This window comes from Trinickia sp. (assembly GCF_036503415.1).
Lineage (GTDB): Bacteria > Pseudomonadota > Gammaproteobacteria > Burkholderiales > Burkholderiaceae > Trinickia.
Genome location: NZ_DASXWY010000058.1, coordinates 106,124 through 126,261 on the forward strand (window position 1 = coordinate 106,124; position 20,138 = coordinate 126,261).

Here is a 20,138-nt window from a genome sequence, read left to right on the forward strand (position 1 = left end):
GGATGCTAGTTTTTCACCACAAGGACCAGGCTCTGCACGACCCCGAGCGTGTATTTCGCGGCGGAAAATTCATCCCGCAAGTCGACAGGGCAGAACGTTACGAAATCTTCCTGGACATCGTGACTCATGCAGGGCACGACGTAAGGTCTGCAGAACTGAGCGGCCTGAACGAGATTTTAGATATCCACGATCCGGCCTACGTCGAATTTCTCAAGACGGTCTACTCGCGTTGGGAAAAACAAGCGGAGTTTGGCCCCGACGCAGTGCCAAACGTACATCCTACGCATAGGATGTCGCGCAAACCCCAAAATCTTCTTGGCGAGCTCGGCTGGTACAGTAATTCAACCTCGTGCCCAATCACAAGAGATACGTGGAAGGCTGTCTTCGCCAGCGCGTGCGTCGCGCTCAATGGTGCGCGTTCGCTCGGTGAGGGCGCAAAACAGGTCTACGCGCTATGCCGGCCTCCCGGTCATCATGCCTTCCCTGACATGATGTCTGGTGTATGTTTTCTAAATAATGCCTCGATCGCGGCACAACAATTGACGAAGCGCTTCGGAAAAGTGGCTGTCGTCGACCTGGATGTGCACCATGGAAACGGAACTCAGCACATCTTTTATCGCCGTTCCGATGTTCTTTTTTGCTCCATTCATGCAGACCCTTCGGAGCGCGCGCCGTTCTATGCTGGGTACGACGATGAAATTGGCGCAGATGCCGGCGAAGGTTTCAATCTCAACATGCCGCTCCCCGTTGGTACCGGAGATGAAGTCTGGCTCAATGCAGTTATCCAGGTGGTCCAACGAATCATGGCGTTCAATCCGGGCGCTATTGTAATTTCACTAGGATTCGACGGGTCGATACACGATCCGATGAAGACTTTCCAGCTAACGAATAATGGCTTCGCAAAAGCAGCATCCTTGCTAGCCGCCCTGAATGTTCCCACGCTGCTTGTTCAGGAAGGTGGTTACATCAACCCGCAACTGGGCGCATGCCTGCAGCTATTCCTTGCAACGTTCCAGGGCGGCTAAAGTGCTACGCCGGAGATAGGCGTTGAATCGTACGGCGCGCCACGTCTTCTTTGGCGGGCGTGTCACGTCGAAGCGCAGCCGAAAGCGCGGCGTCAATTTTCTCTCATTCACCGAGATACGCTGCGCGCACGTTCGGATCGTCGAGCATCTGCTTCGCGTCCCCCGACATCGTCACTGTGCCAGAATCCATCACGTAGCCGCGATTCGCAGCCTGCAAGGCAAGCCGCGCGTTCTGCTCGACGAGCAGCACCGTGATGCCTTCCTTCGACACTTCGCGCACCACTTCGAAAATCTTCTCAACCATGATCGGCGACAAACCCATCGACGGCTCGTCGAGCAGCAGCAGCTTCGGCTTCGAGATGATCGCGCGCGCCATCGCCAGCATTTGCTGCTCACCGCCCGACAGCGTGCCCGCGAGCTGCGACGCGCGCTCCTTCAGGCGTGGAAAGAAGCCAAACATGCGGTCGACGTCCTTCTTGATGCCTTCCTTGTCGTTGCGCAGGTACGCGCCCATCTGCATATTTTCGACGATCGACATGCGCGCGAAAATGCCGCGGCCTTCCGGCACCATCGCCAGGCCACGCTTCAGCAGTTCGTGTGCCGGAATGCCCTTGATCGACTGACCCATGTATTCGATGTCGCCGGCCGAGTAGGGTTTGAGACCCGTGATCGCCTTCATGGTCGTCGTCTTGCCGGCGCCGTTGGCGCCGATCAGCGTGACGAGCTCGCCCTGCTGGACTTCCATGTCGACGCCCTTGACTGCCTGGATGCCGCCGTAGTTGACCTGCAGGCCCCTGATTTTCAACATTGTCGTAGCCATCAGTGGCCCCCCGCACCCAGATAAGCCTCGATCACCTTCGGATCGCGCCGCACGTCGTGTGGCAGACCTTCGGCGATCACCTTGCCGTAGTCGAGCACCGTCATCCGGTTGCACAGGCCCATTACCAGTTTCACGTCGTGTTCGATCAGCAGGATCGTCTTGCCGTCGCCGCGGATCTTGTCGAGCAGCCTCGTGAGCTCGACCTTCTCCGTCGCGTTCATGCCGGCGGCCGGTTCGTCAAGCGCGAGCAGCTTCGGATCGGTCGCGAGCGCACGGGCAATCTCCAGACGCCGCTGGTGACCGTACGACAGGTTGCGCGACGTGTAGTCCGCGTACTGTGCGATGCCGACGTACTCGAGCAGCTCGAGCGCGCGTTCCTTGATCTCGCTCTCTTCCTGCCGCTCCGCCGGCGTCTGGAATACGGCACCGAGCAGGCCGTGCTTCGTGCGCACGTGCCGGCCCACCATCACGTTTTCCAACGCTGTCATGCCGCCGAAAAGACGAACGTTCTGGAACGTGCGCGCGATCCCCGCCTTCGCGACCTTGTACACGGCCATCGGCGTGTACATTTCGCCGTCCAGCTTGAACTCGCCCGAATCCGGCGTGTAAAGCCCCGTGATCACGTTGAAGAATGTCGTCTTGCCGGCGCCGTTCGGGCCGATCAGACCGTAGATCTCGCCTTCGGTGATCTGCAGGCCCACGTCCGACAGCGCCTGCAGGCCGCCGAAACGCTTGCTCACGCCCTTCACGGACAGTCGAATGTTGTTGCTCATTTGAGTCTTCCCACTGTCCTTATGCGCGCACCGGCTTCTTGCTGTTGCGTCTCGCTACCCTTGCAATCTCGTCCTCGTGCTTGGGCGCCGGCCACAGACCTTCAGAGCGATACAGCATGATGACCACCATCGCCAAGCCGTACAGAAGCTGACGAATCACTTCAGTGTCGAGAATTTGATGACCGAATAGCCAGTACTGGAGTGGCCCCATCGTCGAACGCAGAAATTCGGGGAAGACCGCGAGCAGTACCGCGCCGAGAATCACGCCAGGGATGTGGCCCATGCCGCCCAGCACCACACACGCCAGCACGACAACCGATTCCCAGAAGGTGAACGATTCAGGGGAAACGAACCCTTGGAAGCCGCCGAACATGGCGCCTGAGAGCCCACCGAATGAAGCGCCCATCGCGAACGCGAGCAGCTTTACGTTACGGGTGTTGATGCCCATTGCTTTAGCCGCAATCTCGTCTTCGCGGATCGCGGCCCATGCGCGACCGATGCGCGAATGTTGCAGTCGCGTGCACACCCAGATCACGAGCAGCGAACAGAACACGAACAAGTAGTAGTAGAGGACAACCGACGACAACCGAAAGCCGAAAACCGTATGCGACTTCGCGAGGCTGAAGCCCCCAAGGTGCACGGGGTCGACGCCTGTAATCCCCTGCGGACCGTTGGTAATGTTCAGGGGGCGATCGAGATTGTTCATGAAAATCCGCACGATCTCGCCGAAGCCGAGCGTCACGATGGCCAGATAATCGCCGCGCAGACGTAGGGTCGGCGCGCCAAGCAGTACGCCGAACAGCGCAGCAAGCCCCATCGCGATTGGCACAACGACGAGGTATGAGAAGTGCAGGCCGTTGGGGTAAATGCGGCCGATCCAGTCGAATTGTGCCGACAGGTGGGGCGAGGTCAGCAGCGCCGCGGTGTAAGCGCCCACAGCATAAAACGCGATGTAGCCTAAGTCGAGCAAGCCCGCAAAGCCGACTACGACGTTCAAGCCCAGCGCGAGCATGACGTAAAGCATCGCGAAGTCGAGTACACGCACCCAGTACGGGCCACCAAGCGCGCCGATAAGCATCGGCGCCATGGCGACGAAAATCGCGATAAGTACGCCCGCGACACGCGTTTCTGCGCTCTTGCGCTCCTCGATGAGCGGGGGCGACGTTTCGATCGGACGAATGGATGTCATCTTCTGCTCCTTACGCACGATCCGCGACGCGCTCGCCCAGCAAACCCGACGGGCGGAACACCAGCACCACGATCAGCACGATGAACGCGAACACGTCCTGATAGTTACTACCGAACACGCCGCCCGTGAGGTTGCCGATATAGCCGGCACCGAGTTGCTCGATGAGTCCGAGCAGCACGCCGCCAACCATCGCGCCACCCAGGTTGCCAATTCCGCCCAGCACAGCGGCGGTAAACGCCTTCATGCCCGGGATGAAGCCCATGTAGAAGTGCACGTTGCCGTATTCCGACGCGATCATCACACCCGCCAGCGCGGCCAGAGCCGAACCGATCATGAAGGTCGCCGATATCACGAAATTCGGGTTCACGCCCATCAGGCTTGCGTTGTTCGGGTTCTCCGCGATGGCGCGCATTGCGCGGCCGAGCTTCGTCTTGTGCACGAGCAGCAGCAGCGCGCCCATCATCAGGAACGCAACGACGACGATCGTGATTTCAGTGGCCGAGATCACGGCGCCCGGGTTGTTCGGACCGGAGACGATCACGTTGATCGGATCGGTCGGCAGCAGCTGCGGGAACGCAAGGGGGTTGCGCCCCCAGATCATCATCGCGAGGGTTTCGAGCAGGATCGACACGCCGATCGCCGTGATCAGCGGGGCGAGACGAGGCGCGCGCCGCAACGGCCGGTATGCGATCTTTTCGATCGCATACCCGACCACCGCGCAGACAATCGCCGCAATGATCAGCGCGATGAAGAGCGTGGCGACATGGCCGAGCCAGGGGAAATGATTCTGCAGCACCGTGATGGCCGAGAGCGCCACCATCGCGCCCACCATCAGCACATCGCCATGCGCAAAGTTGATGATGCCGAGAATGCCATACACCATCGTGTAGCCCAGCGCGATGATGGCGTATACGCTGCCAAGCACCAGCCCGTTAACGATCTGCTGGATGAAAATGTCCATTCTTGTAGATCTCGATTCGGCGGGCGCGCGACTCGGCGATTCCCGCCCGCATGGCCGCGCAGCCCCGCCCTGTCGTTGCATGAAAGACCTATGCGTACGTCGCTTACATCTGTTCGAGGTCGAGCAGCGTTCGCTTGCCCAACTTGTATCCGTACAGAGAAATCACGCCGTGCTTCAAGTCGCCGTGCTCGTCAAACTGCGCGTTGCCGATCACGCCGTTATAGTTCGTGGCTGGCATGGCCGCGAGAATCTTCGCCGGGTCGACCGAATTGGCATGCTTCATGGCATCGACGATGATGTACACCGCGTCGTAGGTGAACGGAGCGTAGAGCACGATCGGCTGGTGAAAGCGCGCCATGTATTTGTTCTCGAATTGCTTGCCTCCGGGCATCTTCTCAATTGCCATACCAGCCTGCGAACACACCACCTCGTCGGTTGCCGAACCCGCCAGATTCGCAAGATCTTCGGAACAGAGACCGTCGCCACCGAACACCTTGGCTCTCAAGCCGAGTTGCTTGCCCTGCTTCGCAAACGGACCACCCGTTGCGTCCATCCCGCCATACATGATTGCGTCGGGATTCTCACCCTTGATCTTGGTCAGGATTGCCCGAAAGTCGACAGCCTTGTCGTTCGTTGCGTCGTGCGACAGCACCTTGATGCCAAGGGTCTTTGCTTGTCTTTCGAACTCATTCGCGAGACCTTGCCCATAGGCTGTCGAATCATCGACGACCGCTACCGTCTTTACGCCTTGCTGCTTCGCGTATTTCGCGAGCGCCGGGCCCTGCTGCGCATCCGTCGCAACAACGCGAAATGCCGTCTTGAAACCCTGGAGCGTGTACTGCGGATTCGTAGCCGACGGTGAGATCTGCGTAATACCTGCGTCGCTGTAAATCTTGGACGCCGGAATCGACGTCCCAGAATTGAGGTGACCGACCACGGCGACGACATGGTCGTCGACGAGCTTCTGCGCCACTTGGGTGGCGGAGCGCGGATCAGCCGCATCGTCCTGCGCATCGAGCTGCAGCATGATTTTCTGGCCGCCGATCATGAGCCCCTTCTTATTGATCTCTTCGACTGCGAGGCGTGCGCCGTTCTCCTCATCCTTTCCAAGATGAGCGATCTGCCCGGTCAGCGGTCCGACTTGGCCGATCTGAATCACCTCGTCAGCCTTCGCATTCGTCTTCGCCGCCAGAAGCAGCATCGCCAACGCAGTGGCAGGCATTAGCTTTCGATATGTGGCTTTCATACTCAATCAGTCTCCGTTCTGTGAAGGCGCGTCTCCGGGCGACGCATTACGCGGTCGCTTTTACATGTCGTTCGGACGGATTCTGGGCTAGCGATCGCTGCTCAACAAGCAATCGATTCTGTCGACTTGTTAAGACAAACTTGATAATTAAGCAGCGAGATGCTCGTGGACTGCGTTGATTACCTTGAGCACTTTCAGCGGCACTGAGCGCCGCATTATGGATCTGTGTGGACGCACTGCCTCAAGCTGGAGAGCGCACTAACTGTGCTTCCCGGCATAACGTTGTCGACGGCCGTGCAACGGCGAGACATGAAGACCTGGGCGTTGCGGAAATGCGCGCGTGGCAGAAATGGAAATATTGCTCCGCAATGCTCGAAGCGCAGAAGAGTGTGTTGAAGTTCCCTACGTTGGCGCGCCGCGCCCAAATTCGGAGGACACTAACTCGTTATGCCAGTTCGGCAGCCATTCAGTCAGAAACGCCAGGAAGCCCTCAGCTGCCGGTGAACTGGCGCGCGCGACGGGGTGATAGACACAGATCTGTCGGATCGTCTCGGGCTCAACCACGCGCCTCATGACGAGACCGAACGACTTCGCGAGCAAGCCGACATATTGTGGAGCTAGCGTCGCCGCCAACCCCTGCGCAGCGAGGCCAAGCGCTGTGGTGACATTATCGACGACGTCTACCGGCACGATTCGTGTTTCAGGCGGCGCATTGCTGCGCATCCGCTCGACGCTCAGTTCGTGGTCCCGTCCTGCCGCGACCAATGGCGCTTCGCGTAGCTCCGCCCATGTGACTGGATCGCGCGAGGCAAACGGAAATGAGGAGTGACACCACATGACCCATGGACTTTCGAACGCGACCGAGGATTCAACAGCACCTCCAGTCGGTCGATTAGGGCCCAGTGCAAGATCGACATCGCGGTTTGCCACACGGTCGACGAGCGCCTCGACGGGCGTATCCCGGATGCGTACGACGACCTTCGGACACTTCGATGAGTAGGCCTTGATCGCGGCGGGCAATACTGTGGCTGCGAGCACAAGCGGCGCGCCGACTCGGACAATTCCCGCCGCTTGATTGCGGAGGTCACTCGCCGCCGTTTCCGCTGCTTGGACGTGCCTCAACACCGACTCAGCCGAACTAAGAAAGTCCTGCCCCGCGCTCGTCAGAGACACGCGACGCGTCGTTCTGTCGAACAAGCGGAAACCGATCAACCCTTCCAGTTCCCCGACCATTTGACTCACGGCGGAAGACGTCAGCCCCATGCGCTCCCCGGCCAGCGCAAAGCTTCGTTGCTCGGCCACGACTAGAAAGGCTTCAAGCTGACGCAGCGTAATCCGTGTTAGTGGCATGGGTCGTCACCGAGGCTGTCGAATACGAGAATCTGCCATATCCTTGGAACATCGGGCAACCCGGTTGTACGCAGGGCCGCCTCCAGATTTCGTCCAGTTGCGTCCGTTGTCACGTAGGGAGTGGCTACAGGTTTCGTCACGCGTCCCTCTCTCCAGCAGCGACGTAAGCCGTCTTGACTGTAGTGTAGAACTCGGCAGCGTAGCGCCCCTGTTCGCGCGGGCCGTAGCTCGACGCTTTACGACCGCCGAAAGGCACGTGCGGATCCACTCCGGCGGTCGGCGCATTGACCATCACCATTCCGGCTTGAAGATGACGCTTGAAATGCGCGGCGTGACCGAGCGAGGTCGTGACAACGCCGGCGGAAAGCCCGAACTGTGTATCGTTGGCGACCACCAAAGCCTCGTCCGCATCCTTGACCCGAATCACGCTGGCGACCGGCCCGAAGATCTCCTCTTGATTAATCCGCATCGTGCTATTGGTCTCTGTGAAGAGCGTAGGTTGCAGATAGAAGCCGGGCTGGCCGTTCGGATGGGGATCGATAGCCGAACCGCCGTACGCCACGTGTGCACCCTCCGCCCGACCCATTGCGATGTAGTCGATATCCTGAGCGAGTTGCTGCGCGTCAACGACGGGACCGATTGTCGTCTCAGCGCCCCGTGCGTCCCCAACGACGAGCCTTTTCATCCGCTCAATCAACGCCGCGACGAAGCGATCGTGGATGCCTTCGGTCACGACGAGCCGTGAAGACGCGGTGCATCGTTGCCCCGTGGAGAAGAATGCGCCGTTAGTCGCGCACTCGACCGCCACGTCCAGGTCAGCGTCGTCCAGTACGACAAGGGCATTTTTTCCGCCCATCTCGAGTTGGAACCTGGCCATTGCCCCAGCCCTGCGTACGCATGACTGTGCGACCTGACGACCTACCGCGACCGATCCAGTGAAGCTTACGCCACTCACACGCGCATCGTCGAGCAGCACACCTCCGATATCTCTCCCTCGTCCCATCACGAGATTGAACGCGCCCGCCGGCAACGCGGTCCTGCTAAGCACATCCGCAAGCGCCCATGCGCTCCCTGGTACGAGATCGGCAGGCTTGAAAACGACCGTGTTCCCATAGGCGAGTGCTGGCGCTATTTTCCAAGCGGGAATTGCGATCGGAAAGTTCCATGGCGTGATGATGCTGACGACTCCGACAGGCTCGCGGGTCATCTCCACCGTCATTCCCGCGCGCGTCGACGCCGCCAATTCTCCCGATGCACGCATCGTTTCGCCGGCAAAGAACTTGAAAATCTGTCCCGCGCGCGTCACTTCGCCGACTGCCTCGGACAGGGTTTTTCCTTCCTCGCGTGCAAGCAGGTCTGCGAGTTCTTGGCGGCGTGCCAACAATTCAGTACCTACCGCGTCGAGCACATCGAAGCGTTGCTGCGGCGTCGTTCGCGACCACACCGGCAAGGCAGCCTCGGCTGCGGCCACCGCCTGTTGGGCCTGTTCGCGACTGGCACGCGCATACAGGCCGATGGTATCGCGCGTGTTCGATGGGTTGATGTTCGAAGCCGCATCCGCTCCCGACACCCATTCGCCCGCTATGTAATTGCAATGCATGATCAAAACCCTTTGTTCACCATACTTCTGAATAGCGCTATTGCCGCTCAGAAGCTCGTTCGGAACCCGATGCTGACTCCTGTCTGGCTATTTTTGCTAGGGAGATCGACCGTCGCTGCACCATTCGCGTGGTTATAGTCGACCTCGCCGTAGACTTCCGTGCGCTTGGACAGCGCGTATTCGGCTACCCCTGCCAGCGCATAGCGGTTGCCGCGCCCGAGAGTTCCGTCGCTGCTCAAGGCGTTCCGCATGCGGTCATAATATGCAGCCACCGTCAACGTCAAAGGCGCAGTGACGAGCCAGCTGGTGCCTGCGTAGAAGCCATCATCGATCCGGTTCGTGTTCGCTCGCGTCTTTATGGCGGGATCAAAATTGCTGACATCGCCTGTTTCGAACATCAGGAAGTCGACGTTGCCAGTGTTGTCCTGCGAGTGCAGCCAGCCAAGGTATGCCTTGACCTTGCCGATCGAGTACAGCGCGCTGACATTGACCACTCGCTCCTTGTTGTTGCTCTGATCGCTGTTCTGCTGGTACCCCGTGTCCAATGACAGGCCACCCAGCGTATACGACACCGTGAACCCATACATATTGCCAGCGCCGAAACTGCCCGGCACGCCGCCGAAGGCATACATACCCTCCACGTTCAGTCCGGCGAATTTTCCGTTGTACTTGACTGAATTGCTGTTGCGCAGACCCGCGCTAAGTGCGACGGGCAGCCATTCGGTCTGGTTGTAGTTGCCGACCGTCAAGGGATCGTATATATCGCCGAGTTGGTCGAAGAGCGGCGTATTCTGGAGACCAAAAGTCAAAACGCCGTATCGGCTACTGGACAACCCGACGTAAGCCATGCGGTTGAACTCGGTGCCAGGGGACGAGAAGGAGCCGTTTTGAACATTAAATCCATTCTCCAGGCGAAACACCGTCGAGAGGCCATCGCCGAGATCTTCGGAACCCTTCAACCCCCAACGACTGCCAGTAATGGCTCCATTGGTCATGAAGACTCGGTCGCGCCCCTGGGCATCAGCGTTAGTTATATATCGCAGGCTGGTATCTGCAATGCCGTAGAGTGTGACCGAACTTTGTGCGAACGCACAATTAGCCGCAAGCGCAGCTGCCACTCCGAGCGTTGCAAGAGAAAGTCTCCGTTTGTTCATACCTATCTCCTCCTTTGTCGCACTAAATATCTTCCTTTCTTGAAGGAAGTCTCTTGATCGGCAATGCTTATTTTTTATTGCGGCGAGCAGAACATCGACTCGTACACGCGTAGATAGACACGTTCAACGCAGCGATGATTGAGCGTGTATTGTCCTCATCTAAGCGAAGACCAATATGATGATCCGCTTGCCTTGGCGGCCATTCTTAAATGAACACTCGCTATCGACAATCAATCGATTTTTTTCAATTGCAAAGGAAATTTTGACGATTGGTGCCTGCTATGCAAGCCCGATGAGATCGAGGCACGTCACCTCGCGTTCAACGCACCTTCGGCGGCTTTGAGCAACGAGCGTGGCCCCGGCGGTGACGTCGAAGTGCTCCGAATTGAGGCCACCATTCATATGCAATCTAGCGTTCGGCGCTCGCTCGGCATTGCGATATCAGGCACCGATAACCTCATCCTCGACACGATTGCGCAGCGTCCCGATCCCGGAAATTGATACCTCGGCCGTGTCACCCGGCTTCATAAATATCTGGGGATCGCGGGCAAACCCGACCCCACCCATCGTTCCGGTAGCAATCAGGTCACCAGGATTCAACGGCAACCACTCCGAGATGTACGCGATCAGTTGAGCGACGCTGAATACCATATCGGCCGTGTTACTCGATTGCATGACCTCGCCGTTGAGTCGCATTTCGATGTCGAGATTTTGCGGATCGGGGATTTCATCGGCTGTGACAAGCCATGGACCGATCGCCCCTGTGTTTTCGAAATTCTTTCCGGGCGTCAATTGCCTCGTGTGGAACTGGTAGTCGCGAAGGCAAGCTTCGTTCATCACAGAATAGCCGTACACGTGCTCGAGAGCACGGCCGGTGGAGGTGTAGCGAGGCACGCGGGTACCGATCACAACCAGCAGTTCTGCTTCCCAGTCCAGCTGGTGCGACACGCGCGGCCTGCGGATGGGCTCGCGATGTCCAGTCAGCGACTCAGCGAAGCGGGCGAACACCATAGGCTTGGTTGGCGTCTCGCGCCCGCCGAGCTTCCTGTCAGCCTCAGCCACGTGATCGTGATAGTTCAGGCCGATACAGAGAATCTTCCCCGCTTCCGGAACGACGGGCAGCAGCCTTAGATTCTCGTACAAGTAGTCTCCATGCTCGCTTTCCAACAGCTCCTGGATCGGATGATCGTCACCGCTCGCAATGAATTCGACGAAGTTCCGATATGGCAATCGGGACGTAAGATCGATTACGCTTCGGTCCTTCAAGACGCCGTAGTGCGCTTCGCCATCGATCGAGTACGAGACAAATTTCATTCGGATCACCTTACCAGTTTGTTTCAGAATCGCGGCTCTTCGCCCGCTTCGGCCTGCGCCGCTGTGAAGCCACCGAGGCGTGCATGAATTCGGCCACCCGTGCCGACGGCCAATGCAAAGACAATCTCCCGCGGCCTCGGGGCATCTGAAATGGAAAGATCAATCGAATTGAAATGACTGCGCACCCAAGGGGAGTTGATATAGACGAGCGGTATCTGCAAGCGCGCGCCCAGCGCACCCATCATCTTCCCTGCGCTGACGAAACCTCGTGCACCTAGCACCTCCTTAATGCCTGCACCTCCGGGGTTGTGCCATGCTGCCGCGTGCTCGAGTTCACCGTCCACTCCCACGATTGCACCTTTGCCGAATACCTCAACCTCGCTCGCGTGGACATCAAGGACTTCCAGCAGTGTGTTCGACAATTGCAGTGCAAGCGGATACAGGTCCTTTTGAAATGGCAATAGATCATCGTGGTAGCGACCGGCGTACGGGTTGTCGATAACCGCGGCGGCGAGCGCGAGGCGTAGCGGCTTGACTGCCCGAGTGCCGCCATCGTGAAAAACGGTCTCCACCGTGGTGGTGAGCTTCCGGATAGAGAAATTGCTCACCGGACGCCGCCTTCATAGTCCAATCGGGTAGCCATCGCCATGGACCATTCCGAGGCGGGGCATGAACCTTCCAGGTCACGTACACGCTCTTCGGTCAGCCGATAGATCTCGTCATCTGTCAAGCCCAGATCCAGATCGTCGGCGAACGGCTGTCCCACATACCATGGCGTATCGAGATAAATCTCAATGGTGTTGCGCTCCGGATCCTCGAAGTAAAGCGACCACGAATTGCCGTGATTCATCGGCCGAAAATGAGACACTCCGTGTTCACGTGCACGGCGCTGCACACTCCGAATGTCATCGAGCGACACAACCTTGAATGAGATCTGAAACAGCGGACCGCGCGGCGGGTCGCCGGGTTCCCGCTGCACCAGCACGAACTGATGATGCTGGCTTGCCGCCGAACTCATGAAGACGATACGGCGCTTGAATTTTTGCGCAATACCGACATCCGTGACCAACATCCCTAAAACCTGTTCGTAAAAGATCTGCATCTGGTGCTGTTGATCTGTAAAGATTCCAAGATGCGATAGTTGGGGGCGCTGATGCGTGGATGTCATTTGGTTCGTTCTCGCGAATGGGACGGCGTGCTGTATTGCCCGGTTATCGCGGCACGCTCTAGCTCTTCATCACGGCAGCAATCGCATCTGCCACGATCGCTACGTTCGATTCATTCAGCCCCGCCACGCACATGCGCCCGGATCGGACCAGATAGATACCATGGGTCTCGCGCAGAACATCCACCTGCTCAGGGCTCAGCCCCGTGTAGGTAAACATCCCGCGCTGTTCGAGGTATCGCGACAACGACGCGCCAGGGATTCGCGCCGATAGATGATCGTGGATCGATCGACGCATCGTGGCAATACGCATCTTCATCTGTTCGAGCTCGCGGCGCCACATGGAAAACAGCGCATCGGAATTCAATATGCTCAACACCACGCTTGCCCCGTACGTCGGAGGGTTGCTGTAGTTGCCGCGTACCGCATTGCAGAGCTGGCCAAGGACGCGATCCGCTTCGCCCGCATTCGCACATACAACGCTTAGCCCACCGCACCGCTCGCCGTATAACGAGAAGTTTTTTGAAAACGAATTCGCGACAAGAAGAGGCACTTCTTGGCGAACGAACTCGCGTATCGCGAATGCATCGTCGTCCAGGCTGTCGCCGAAACCCTGATAAGCCATATCGACGAACGCTAAAAGGCCGCCAGCATGCATTGCATCGGCAAGCAGGCTCCATTGTGCTGGCGTCAGGTCGACGCCGGTTGGGTTATGGCAACATGCGTGCAGGAGAACGATGTCTCCACGCGGGATGTTGCGAACTGCATCGAGCAGCGCGTCGAAGCGAAGCCGGCCGGTGGTGGCGTCGTAGTACGGATACGATCGAACCTCGAATCCGGCGCGCTCGAAGACGACGCGGTGATTGTCCCAAGTCGGATCACTGACCCACACTTTCGCGTCGGCGAAGGTGCTCTTGAGAAAATCCGCGCCGACCTTGAGCGCCCCGCCGCCGCCAAGCGATTGGATGGTTGCCACTCGTCCCTCGCGAACGACCGCAGAATCTTCGCCAAATACAAGCCGTTGGACGCCCGTGCGGTAGCCAGGTAGCCCCGCCATCGGCAGATACGGCCGAGGACCCGCCGCCTCCCGCAGTTGGTGCTCAGCCTGATGAACGGATTCGAGCACCGGCACACGCCCTGCGGCATCGAAGTAGATACCGATCGTGAGATTGACTTTCCCTGTTCGCTGATCTCGCTGAAAATCTTCGTTGAGACTTAGGATCGGATCGCCCGCATAGGCAGCAACTTTCGAGAACATCATTTGACTCCAGTGTGGAAAAACAGCGACGCGGATCAGCGGCTTCTCGCATCAGTAAAGAGCGTGAGAGCGGCCAAACAGGCGGGAAAGCCCGAACAACGCGTCAACGCTGGGCGTCGGGACGTCGAGTCGACGCCCGATCTCATGCACGACACCGACGATCGCGTCGAGCTCCATTGCCCGCCCCGCCTCCACGTCTTGCAGCATCGAGGTCTTGAAGGCGCCGAGCTTCGCTGTGACTGCATGGCGATCGTCTGGCGATTGATTGATCACACAACCCACTCGTCTGCCGATTTCCGCAGCCTCACGCATCGCCGCCGAGCAGAATTCGCGCACCAGCGGATCGCCAAGCAGACGATCGATCGTCGCGCCAGTCATGGCCGACACTGGATTCATCGTCAGGTTGCCCCAGAGCTTGTACCAGATGTCATGACGGATATTGGCCGACACGGTCACGTCGAAACCAGCGGCGCGTAGTACGCCAGCGAGTCCATCGACGCGTGCACTGCTGCCGCCTGACGGCTCGCCGATGATCAGACCACGGCCCATTTTGTGGTCGACCATTCCGGGTTCGGGAGTGGACGCGCTGGCGTGAACGACGCATCCGACAACGTGCTCGAACGAAATCGCGTCGTCAATCCTTCCACCCGGATCGACGGATTCCAGCGGGTATCCATCGAACTGCGCGATCTTTTTGCAAAACCACCAAGGCACACCATTCATCGCCGGCAGCACGATGGTGTCTGCGCCGATCATGGGGCGGAGCGCCGATGCAAGACTCGGCAACGCCTGTCCTTTAACCGCAACGATCAACACATCCTGCTGGCCGAGTGCGGCGGGGTCGGCGTCGGCGCGGACTGCGCCGGTACGCATCTCACCGCCTGAGAGCAGACGCCAACCGTGCCGATTCATCGCGTCGAGGGTCGCACCTCGCGCAAGCACCGACACATCGACGTCCTGGACCTGCGCGAGCGACACGCCCAGCAAGCCGCCTATCGCGCCTGCACCTACGATGCCGATTTTCATGATTCCACCTTGATCGCACCCGGCTTCATGCTCCCCGCGGTGCGATAGTTATCTTTCAAATACGCCGACACGCGTTCATCGAATCCGAACGCAACGCGCCGTACCTCCGCACTGTCGGTGGGCGCGTGCCCGACGCCCAGCGCTGCCGCGCGCGGCGCAGCAATCGCCGTTACGGTTCCCTTGAGACGTCCGATGCCGGTAATTTCGCACTCGACGATGTCGCCAGGATCGACCGATCGGGAATGACATGGAGTCCCCATCAGGATCACGTCACCCGGAAGCAACGTGATGTGACGCGCGAGATCGGCAATTACGTAGTGCGGGCCCCAGATCGTTTCCTCGCCAATATGCGCTTCCTGCACCACCAGACCATTTCGGTAAGTGCGCAGTGTCTGCTCGAAGATATTCACGCCGCGCACGATGCCAGGGCCGATCGGCAACAACGTGTCTGCGCCTTTGACGCGCAGCATCGAGCCCTGATCGGTGTCGCGGAAGTCCTGCAATCCCATATCGAGCGCCGGACAAAAACCCGCGATGTAGTCCCATGCCTCATCGGGCAACACGTTGCGGCAGGTCTTGCCGATCACTACCGCATATTCGCTCTCATAGTTCAGATACTGACAGTCGGCAGGCTTCAAGATCTGGCCGTTGTGGCCATTGAGCGATGTCGGCGGCTTCGTGAAGTACGTCGGTGTCTCGGTTGGCCGAGACTTGTTGCGAGTCTCATAGCTGCGAGACGAATACGAAATATGCACGGCGACGATTTTGCTCGGCGATACAGGCGGAAGGTGCGCCAAAGATGAGGGATCGACCGTGCGGCCATCGTCGAGACGTAATAGACCGGCGTGCTCCCCCGCTTCAATCAACGTGCCCCAGTACGGGCTTCCGCCAACCACAACGTGACGGCGCTCTTCGCGCGGCCCCTGCAACACCGCCGGCAGGCTCGCGTACGGATATTCGAATTGCATGCGCGTGGCCCTCACTCGTGATCGATATCGCCAAACCAGACATGGATGTTGCCGGTGCCACGAGCGTTCTCGTAGGCGGACAACGCCACGCCCCGCGCTCGGCACGCAGTGCCGCCCATCGCCCCAATCATCTGGAGGTAATGCGCACCGAAAGCCTCCCAAGGCAGCCTGCGATAGTCACGATCCCAATTTTCCAGGATAACGTCGTGCCGTCCCCCGGCCATGAGGTCGATAGCGCGCCTGTCGCTTGCAATGTATTCCTCACTAAACACATTGCTCTCATGAAAGATGCGAGGATGTTTCGGCTTCCAGTCGATCCCGTTGAACTTGTGACTGAGCGCCCCCGAGGCGAGCAGCACGACGCGCAAGTCGCTGCGTTGAATGGCTTCGCCTATTACTGCGCCGGACTCGAGAAAATGTCGCGGCTCGCAGTTCTGGCACGAGCTCACAGTCACGATCGGCCACGCCTCGAGCTGCATTTGCTTGATGACGTTGATCGTCGGATAGTGGCGGGGAAGTTCCGGATTTGCGATTGCCCTTGAACGGACACCCTTTTCGCGAGCAACGTCTTCGACGAGACGGGCGAGCGCGGGGTGCCCTCGATAGTCATACGGTACCCCGTAGAGGTACCAAGGCATCTCGTCCGAGATATAGGTTCCTTTGTACCCGGTGCCGGCATCGATCAAGTGATAGCCGGTCGTGAACCAATGCGAGTCGAAAATGACGATGACATCCGGCTCGGCCGCGGCAATCCGATCCAGTACGCGCCGGTAGCCTCCGATCAGGTCGGAGTCCGTCCCTGCGCCTTGCAAGACACGGAATTCCTCGCATTGCATCAAGCCAGGATGGTGCGACACCACCGCCGCGCCTACGATCTGACCCATTCCTTTCTCCAGTTTGTCGCTGAACTTACCGATGGCTGAAGCTGGCGCGAAACGGTTGCTTCGGCAGCATCACATCCTTCACGTCGCAAAAAAATTCGAAACTCCAGTCGCCGCCCTCGCGACCGATCCCGGAACGCTTGACACCGCCGAAGGGCGCATCGAGATCTCGAATACCGAAGCTGTTAACCCAGATAAACCCGGTGCGGACTTTCTCTGCCACATCCGCTGCGTGCTGCGTCTCGCCGTAACACACGCCGCCCAGGCCGTAGTCCGTGCCGTTCGCAAGCGCTACGACTTCGCCATCGTCTGTGAACGTTTGCAACGTCAGGACGGGGCCGAACACTTCCTGCTGCACGATCTCGTCGCGCTGTTGCACGCTGGTGAGCATGGTCGGCTCGAAGTATTGGGCTCCGTAGGGGTGGGCTCGACCGCCCCAAAGTAGCCGGGCTCCCGCGTCAACGGCGCGCTGCACGAAACCTTGGACACGATCGACCTGGCGCGGATGAATGATTGGGCCAAGTTCGATGCCCTCTTCCCGCGGGTCGCCGATTCGGAGCGAGGCGACGTTCATGCGCATCGTCTCGACGAACGTGTCGCGAATTCGCTCATGGACTAGAAAGCGAGTACCCGCAAGACATACCTGACCGGCATTCCGATACATGAGCGCGCCGGTCGCGGCAGCTTGCTCGATATCCGCGTCTTCAAGCACGATGAAAGCCGATTTGCCGCCCAGTTCGAGGCTGCAGGGTACGAGATTCGCTCCCGCGGCTTGCGCGATCTTGCGAGCGGTAGGTACGGAGCCCGTAAAGGATATGCGCGACAAACGCGGATCGGCGACGAGCGCCGCGCCGGTGTTTGCGCCGGAGCCTTGCAGCAGATTGAACACCCCAGGCGGCAATCCAGCTGCATCGGCACAATCGGCTAGGAGGGATGATGTTAGCGGCGCCCATTCCGGCGCCTTCAGGATGACCGTGTTCCCGGCAGCCAATGCGGGGCCTATTTTCCAGGTCGCCAGCATCAACGGCGAGTTCCACGGCGTGATGATCGCGACTACGCCCGCCGGGTCGTGGCGCACCCGATGGGTGGCCTGCGCGGTATCGATCACGCGGTCCTGCAGCGTCAGCGCATGCGCCGCGAAATGCGTCAGATTGAGCATGGCACGCGGTACAACACCATGCCGCATGCGCGAGAGCAAAACGCCAGCGTCGTTACTTTCGAGTACACACAATTCGTCGGCACGCTTACCGATCTCTTGTGCAAAGCGATCGAGATAAGCTTTCCGTTTCTCCGGCCCCAACGCGGCCCAGGCCGGGAACGCACGCAGCGCGGCCTCAATCGCCGCATCGACCTCCTGCGGTCCTGCTTCAGACATCATCCCCAGCGAGCGCTGGTCGATCGGGGAGAAGTTTTCGAACGTGGTAGTACAGGCGATGCGCTTGCCATCGACGTAGAGGTCGGGCGACACCTTCACGCCTGCAACTTCCAAATAACGTTCGTTCATTACTGTTCCTCTCAGAGACATAAATTTCGCTGAATGTCGTCAGGTGAAATGCATTCCAGCTAACAGCTCAGCATCGCGAATGATCAGTAGACGCTGCCCGCTCTGCCTGGCGCTACGGCGTTTCCCTTGAATCGCGACGCCAGGGCGCTCGCTGTCCCAGCCAGCAGCGTCGTGTCTATGCCGACCGCGGCAAACCGCACGCCCATGTCGAGGTACTGCCGCGCGAGTTTTTCGTCAGTGCAAAGCACCCCTGCACTTTTGCCGGAGGACACCACGGTTTCGATGCCCCGCTCCACAGCGGCGCGAACTTCCGGGTGCGCCGGCTGGCCAAGGTAGCCCATTGAAGCCGCCAGATCGGCCGCGCCGATAAAGATGCCATCCACCCCCTCTACGGTGCAGAGTTCACCGAGATTGGCGAGCGCGGTCACGCTTTCGACCTGGATGAGCAGGCAGTTCTGCTCATCAGCGCAAGTCAGATAGTCGCCAATCCGATTCCAGCGCGACGAGCGTGCAAGCCCACTGCCAACCCCACGGATACCGCGTGGCGGGTAGCGCATTGCCTGCACCAATTTCCGTGCGTGCTCGGCATCGTCGACCATCGGCACCAGCAATGTTTGCGCGCCCAGCTCAAGAACCTGCTTGATCAGCACGGGATTGCCCACGGGAATGCGGACAACCCCATGCGTCGGATACGCGGCAACCGCCTGAAGCGTATGCAGGATCGAGCGCAGGTCGTTCGGTGCATGTTCGCCGTCGATCAGCAGCCAGTCGAACCCGCAGCCCGCGCAAAGCTCGGCAGCATACGCATCCGCCAACCCGAGCCATAGTCCAATCTGCGGTTCACCTTGCGAAAGTGCGCGCTTGAATGAATTTTCCGGAGTCTGCAAGGCCCGCTCCTTCACACGAACCTGACGGAGATGCTTCCCAGGCTGCCGTAGTCCGCGTGGAACACATCACCGGCGCACGCCGCCACGGGACGCGTGAATGAGCCGGCGAGCACGATCTCGCCGACCTCCAGCCCTTCCTCGTGCTGACTGAGCTTGTTTGCGAGCCACGCGACGCCGTTCGCGGGATGGTTCAGCACCGCCGCGCCCAATCCCGACTCCTCGACGACGCCGTTTTTATACAGAAGAGCGCCCGCGCGACGCAGGTCGCAAGCATCGACCTTGACAGGACGGCCACCTGGAATAATTGCTCCGTTCGCCGCGTTATCGGCGATCGTATCGAGCACTTTGCGCGGCTCCTTGGTCACCGCGTCGATGCGCTCGGTGCGTGCGTCGATCAGCTCGAGCGCGGGGAAAACGTAGGAGCTGGCCTCCAGCACGTCGAACATGGAGACTGAGGGTCCACGTAAGGGCTTGCTGAGAATGAATGCAAACTCGACCTCGATCCGCGGCACGATGAAACGAGATGCCTCGATTTCGCCTCCATCCTCGACAAGCATGTCGTCGAGCAACGTGCCGTAGTCGGGTTCACTGATCTGCGCCGAGATCTGCATCGCGCGTGACGTGAGACCGATTTTGTGACCGATCACCTTGCGACCTTCCTCCCGCTTGATCGCCATCCACGCGCGCTGGATTGCATATGAGTCCGCGATCGACATCTCCGGATAGCGTTGCGAGAATTGCCGCACTGGCATGCAGCTGCGTTCGGCATCGTGCAGCTCATGCGCCAAACTGCGGTGCAATTCGGAATTCAACATCTCCGCTCCTTTGGCTCGTATCGCCGATCTGTCTTCGAGATGAGACATTGTTGTGCGCCTGAATCGTGCAAAACAAGCGACGAATTCTTGTCGATTAACAAGACTAAGTTAGCAATCGAATGGCTCACCATCTGCGCGAGCCTTATGGCCATCCGCCTTGCGACAGCAGATTGAACGTGTAGCCGGTCAAGTCGCCCGCATC

At 59.2% G+C, this 20,138-nt stretch carries 19 protein-coding genes; 1 reads left to right on the top strand and 18 read right to left on the bottom strand.

Annotated elements, in window-relative coordinates:
• Nucleotides 1–2 precede the first annotated feature (2 nt).
• On the top strand, nucleotides 3–1,025 hold the full coding sequence (locus VGL01_RS08125) for a histone deacetylase family protein (protein ID WP_331568343.1): 1,023 nt from the start codon (nucleotides 3–5) through the stop codon (nucleotides 1,023–1,025).
• 103 nt (nucleotides 1,026–1,128) lie between these two features.
• On the opposite strand, the gene VGL01_RS08130 is transcribed toward VGL01_RS08125, so the two are convergent.
• From VGL01_RS08130 to hpaH, 18 genes are all read right to left on the bottom strand, one after another.
• Nucleotides 1,129–1,845: an ABC transporter ATP-binding protein gene (locus VGL01_RS08130; RefSeq protein WP_331568344.1), complete on the bottom strand. Its 717-nt coding sequence runs from the start codon at nucleotides 1,843–1,845 to the stop codon at nucleotides 1,129–1,131.
• Nucleotides 1,845–2,618, bottom strand: coding sequence for an ABC transporter ATP-binding protein (locus VGL01_RS08135; RefSeq protein ID WP_331568345.1), 774 nt, complete (start codon nucleotides 2,616–2,618; stop codon nucleotides 1,845–1,847). The genes VGL01_RS08130 and VGL01_RS08135 overlap by 1 nt, the downstream gene beginning before the upstream one ends.
• A gap of 19 nt (nucleotides 2,619–2,637) precedes the next feature.
• Nucleotides 2,638–3,807, bottom strand: coding sequence for an ABC transporter permease subunit (locus VGL01_RS08140; protein ID WP_331568346.1), 1,170 nt, complete (start codon nucleotides 3,805–3,807; stop codon nucleotides 2,638–2,640).
• Between the two features lie 10 nt (nucleotides 3,808–3,817).
• Nucleotides 3,818–4,768 (bottom strand): branched-chain amino acid ABC transporter permease, encoded by a 951-nt coding sequence (locus tag VGL01_RS08145; protein WP_331568347.1) that lies wholly within the window; start codon nucleotides 4,766–4,768, stop codon nucleotides 3,818–3,820.
• 103 nt (nucleotides 4,769–4,871) lie between these two features.
• A complete protein-coding gene (locus tag VGL01_RS08150; protein WP_331568348.1) occupies nucleotides 4,872–6,014 on the bottom strand; it encodes a branched-chain amino acid ABC transporter substrate-binding protein in 1,143 nt (380 codons plus the stop codon).
• Between the two features lie 402 nt (nucleotides 6,015–6,416).
• On the bottom strand, nucleotides 6,417–7,364 hold the full coding sequence (locus VGL01_RS08155; RefSeq protein ID WP_331568349.1) for a LysR family transcriptional regulator: 948 nt from the start codon (nucleotides 7,362–7,364) through the stop codon (nucleotides 6,417–6,419).
• Between the two features lie 136 nt (nucleotides 7,365–7,500).
• A complete protein-coding gene (locus VGL01_RS08160; protein WP_331568350.1) occupies nucleotides 7,501–8,964 on the bottom strand; it encodes an aldehyde dehydrogenase family protein in 1,464 nt (487 codons plus the stop codon).
• A gap of 47 nt (nucleotides 8,965–9,011) precedes the next feature.
• The gene (locus VGL01_RS08165) at nucleotides 9,012–10,118 is read right to left on the bottom strand and encodes a porin (protein WP_331568351.1); all 1,107 of its coding nucleotides are present in this window, start codon (nucleotides 10,116–10,118) and stop codon (nucleotides 9,012–9,014) included.
• 441 nt (nucleotides 10,119–10,559) lie between these two features.
• The gene (locus VGL01_RS08170; protein WP_331568352.1) at nucleotides 10,560–11,432 is read right to left on the bottom strand and encodes a fumarylacetoacetate hydrolase family protein; all 873 of its coding nucleotides are present in this window, start codon (nucleotides 11,430–11,432) and stop codon (nucleotides 10,560–10,562) included.
• 23 nt (nucleotides 11,433–11,455) lie between these two features.
• Nucleotides 11,456–12,040, bottom strand: a complete 585-nt coding sequence (locus VGL01_RS08175; protein WP_331568353.1) for an amino acid synthesis family protein — start codon at nucleotides 12,038–12,040, stop codon at nucleotides 11,456–11,458.
• Nucleotides 12,037–12,600, bottom strand: a complete 564-nt coding sequence (locus VGL01_RS08180) for a VOC family protein (protein WP_331568354.1) — start codon at nucleotides 12,598–12,600, stop codon at nucleotides 12,037–12,039. Before VGL01_RS08180 ends, VGL01_RS08175 begins: the two co-directional genes overlap by 4 nt.
• 58 nt (nucleotides 12,601–12,658) lie before the next feature.
• Nucleotides 12,659–13,855, bottom strand: coding sequence for an amino acid aminotransferase (locus tag VGL01_RS08185; RefSeq protein ID WP_331568379.1), 1,197 nt, complete (start codon nucleotides 13,853–13,855; stop codon nucleotides 12,659–12,661).
• A 51-nt stretch (nucleotides 13,856–13,906) separates the two neighbouring features.
• Nucleotides 13,907–14,881, bottom strand: coding sequence for a 2-dehydropantoate 2-reductase (locus VGL01_RS08190; RefSeq protein WP_331568355.1), 975 nt, complete (start codon nucleotides 14,879–14,881; stop codon nucleotides 13,907–13,909).
• A complete protein-coding gene (locus VGL01_RS08195) occupies nucleotides 14,878–15,849 on the bottom strand; it encodes a fumarylacetoacetate hydrolase family protein (RefSeq protein WP_331568356.1) in 972 nt (323 codons plus the stop codon). Before VGL01_RS08195 ends, VGL01_RS08190 begins: the two co-directional genes overlap by 4 nt.
• Nucleotides 15,850–15,860: 11 nt before the next feature.
• A complete protein-coding gene (locus tag VGL01_RS08200; RefSeq protein WP_331568357.1) occupies nucleotides 15,861–16,733 on the bottom strand; it encodes an extradiol ring-cleavage dioxygenase in 873 nt (290 codons plus the stop codon).
• A gap of 25 nt (nucleotides 16,734–16,758) precedes the next feature.
• Complete coding sequence (locus VGL01_RS08205; protein WP_331568358.1) at nucleotides 16,759–18,234, bottom strand: aldehyde dehydrogenase family protein; 1,476 nt, start codon at nucleotides 18,232–18,234, stop codon at nucleotides 16,759–16,761.
• Nucleotides 18,235–18,317: 83 nt separating this feature from the next.
• Nucleotides 18,318–19,121, bottom strand: coding sequence for a 4-hydroxy-2-oxoheptanedioate aldolase (gene hpaI / locus VGL01_RS08210; RefSeq protein ID WP_331568359.1), 804 nt, complete (start codon nucleotides 19,119–19,121; stop codon nucleotides 18,318–18,320).
• An 11-nt stretch (nucleotides 19,122–19,132) separates the two neighbouring features.
• The gene (hpaH, locus tag VGL01_RS08215) at nucleotides 19,133–19,936 is read right to left on the bottom strand and encodes a 2-oxo-hept-4-ene-1,7-dioate hydratase (RefSeq protein ID WP_331568360.1); all 804 of its coding nucleotides are present in this window, start codon (nucleotides 19,934–19,936) and stop codon (nucleotides 19,133–19,135) included.
• Nucleotides 19,937–20,138 lie beyond the last annotated feature (202 nt).

What these genes read in the sequence shown, in the direction of transcription:
- VGL01_RS08125 (WP_331568343.1), top strand. Translation starts at nt 3, where the DNA reads ATGCTAGTTTTTCACCACAAGGACCAGGCTCTGCACGACCCCGAGCGT.
- VGL01_RS08130 (WP_331568344.1), bottom strand. Translation starts at nt 1,845, where the DNA reads ATGGCTACGACAATGTTGAAAATCAGGGGCCTGCAGGTCAACTACGGC.
- VGL01_RS08135 (WP_331568345.1), bottom strand. Translation starts at nt 2,618, where the DNA reads ATGAGCAACAACATTCGACTGTCCGTGAAGGGCGTGAGCAAGCGTTTC.
- VGL01_RS08140 (WP_331568346.1), bottom strand. Translation starts at nt 3,807, where the DNA reads ATGACATCCATTCGTCCGATCGAAACGTCGCCCCCGCTCATCGAGGAG.
- VGL01_RS08145 (WP_331568347.1), bottom strand. Translation starts at nt 4,768, where the DNA reads ATGGACATTTTCATCCAGCAGATCGTTAACGGGCTGGTGCTTGGCAGC.
- VGL01_RS08150 (WP_331568348.1), bottom strand. Translation starts at nt 6,014, where the DNA reads ATGAAAGCCACATATCGAAAGCTAATGCCTGCCACTGCGTTGGCGATG.
- VGL01_RS08155 (WP_331568349.1), bottom strand. Translation starts at nt 7,364, where the DNA reads ATGCCACTAACACGGATTACGCTGCGTCAGCTTGAAGCCTTTCTAGTC.
- VGL01_RS08160 (WP_331568350.1), bottom strand. Translation starts at nt 8,964, where the DNA reads ATGCATTGCAATTACATAGCGGGCGAATGGGTGTCGGGAGCGGATGCG.
- VGL01_RS08165 (WP_331568351.1), bottom strand. Translation starts at nt 10,118, where the DNA reads ATGAACAAACGGAGACTTTCTCTTGCAACGCTCGGAGTGGCAGCTGCG.
- VGL01_RS08170 (WP_331568352.1), bottom strand. Translation starts at nt 11,432, where the DNA reads ATGAAATTTGTCTCGTACTCGATCGATGGCGAAGCGCACTACGGCGTC.
- VGL01_RS08180 (WP_331568354.1), bottom strand. Translation starts at nt 12,600, where the DNA reads ATGACATCCACGCATCAGCGCCCCCAACTATCGCATCTTGGAATCTTT.
- VGL01_RS08185 (WP_331568379.1), bottom strand. Translation starts at nt 13,855, where the DNA reads ATGTTCTCGAAAGTTGCTGCCTATGCGGGCGATCCGATCCTAAGTCTC.
- VGL01_RS08190 (WP_331568355.1), bottom strand. Translation starts at nt 14,881, where the DNA reads ATGAAAATCGGCATCGTAGGTGCAGGCGCGATAGGCGGCTTGCTGGGC.
- VGL01_RS08195 (WP_331568356.1), bottom strand. Translation starts at nt 15,849, where the DNA reads ATGCAATTCGAATATCCGTACGCGAGCCTGCCGGCGGTGTTGCAGGGG.
- VGL01_RS08200 (WP_331568357.1), bottom strand. Translation starts at nt 16,733, where the DNA reads ATGGGTCAGATCGTAGGCGCGGCGGTGGTGTCGCACCATCCTGGCTTG.
- VGL01_RS08205 (WP_331568358.1), bottom strand. Translation starts at nt 18,234, where the DNA reads ATGAACGAACGTTATTTGGAAGTTGCAGGCGTGAAGGTGTCGCCCGAC.
- hpaH (WP_331568360.1), bottom strand. Translation starts at nt 19,936, where the DNA reads ATGTTGAATTCCGAATTGCACCGCAGTTTGGCGCATGAGCTGCACGAT.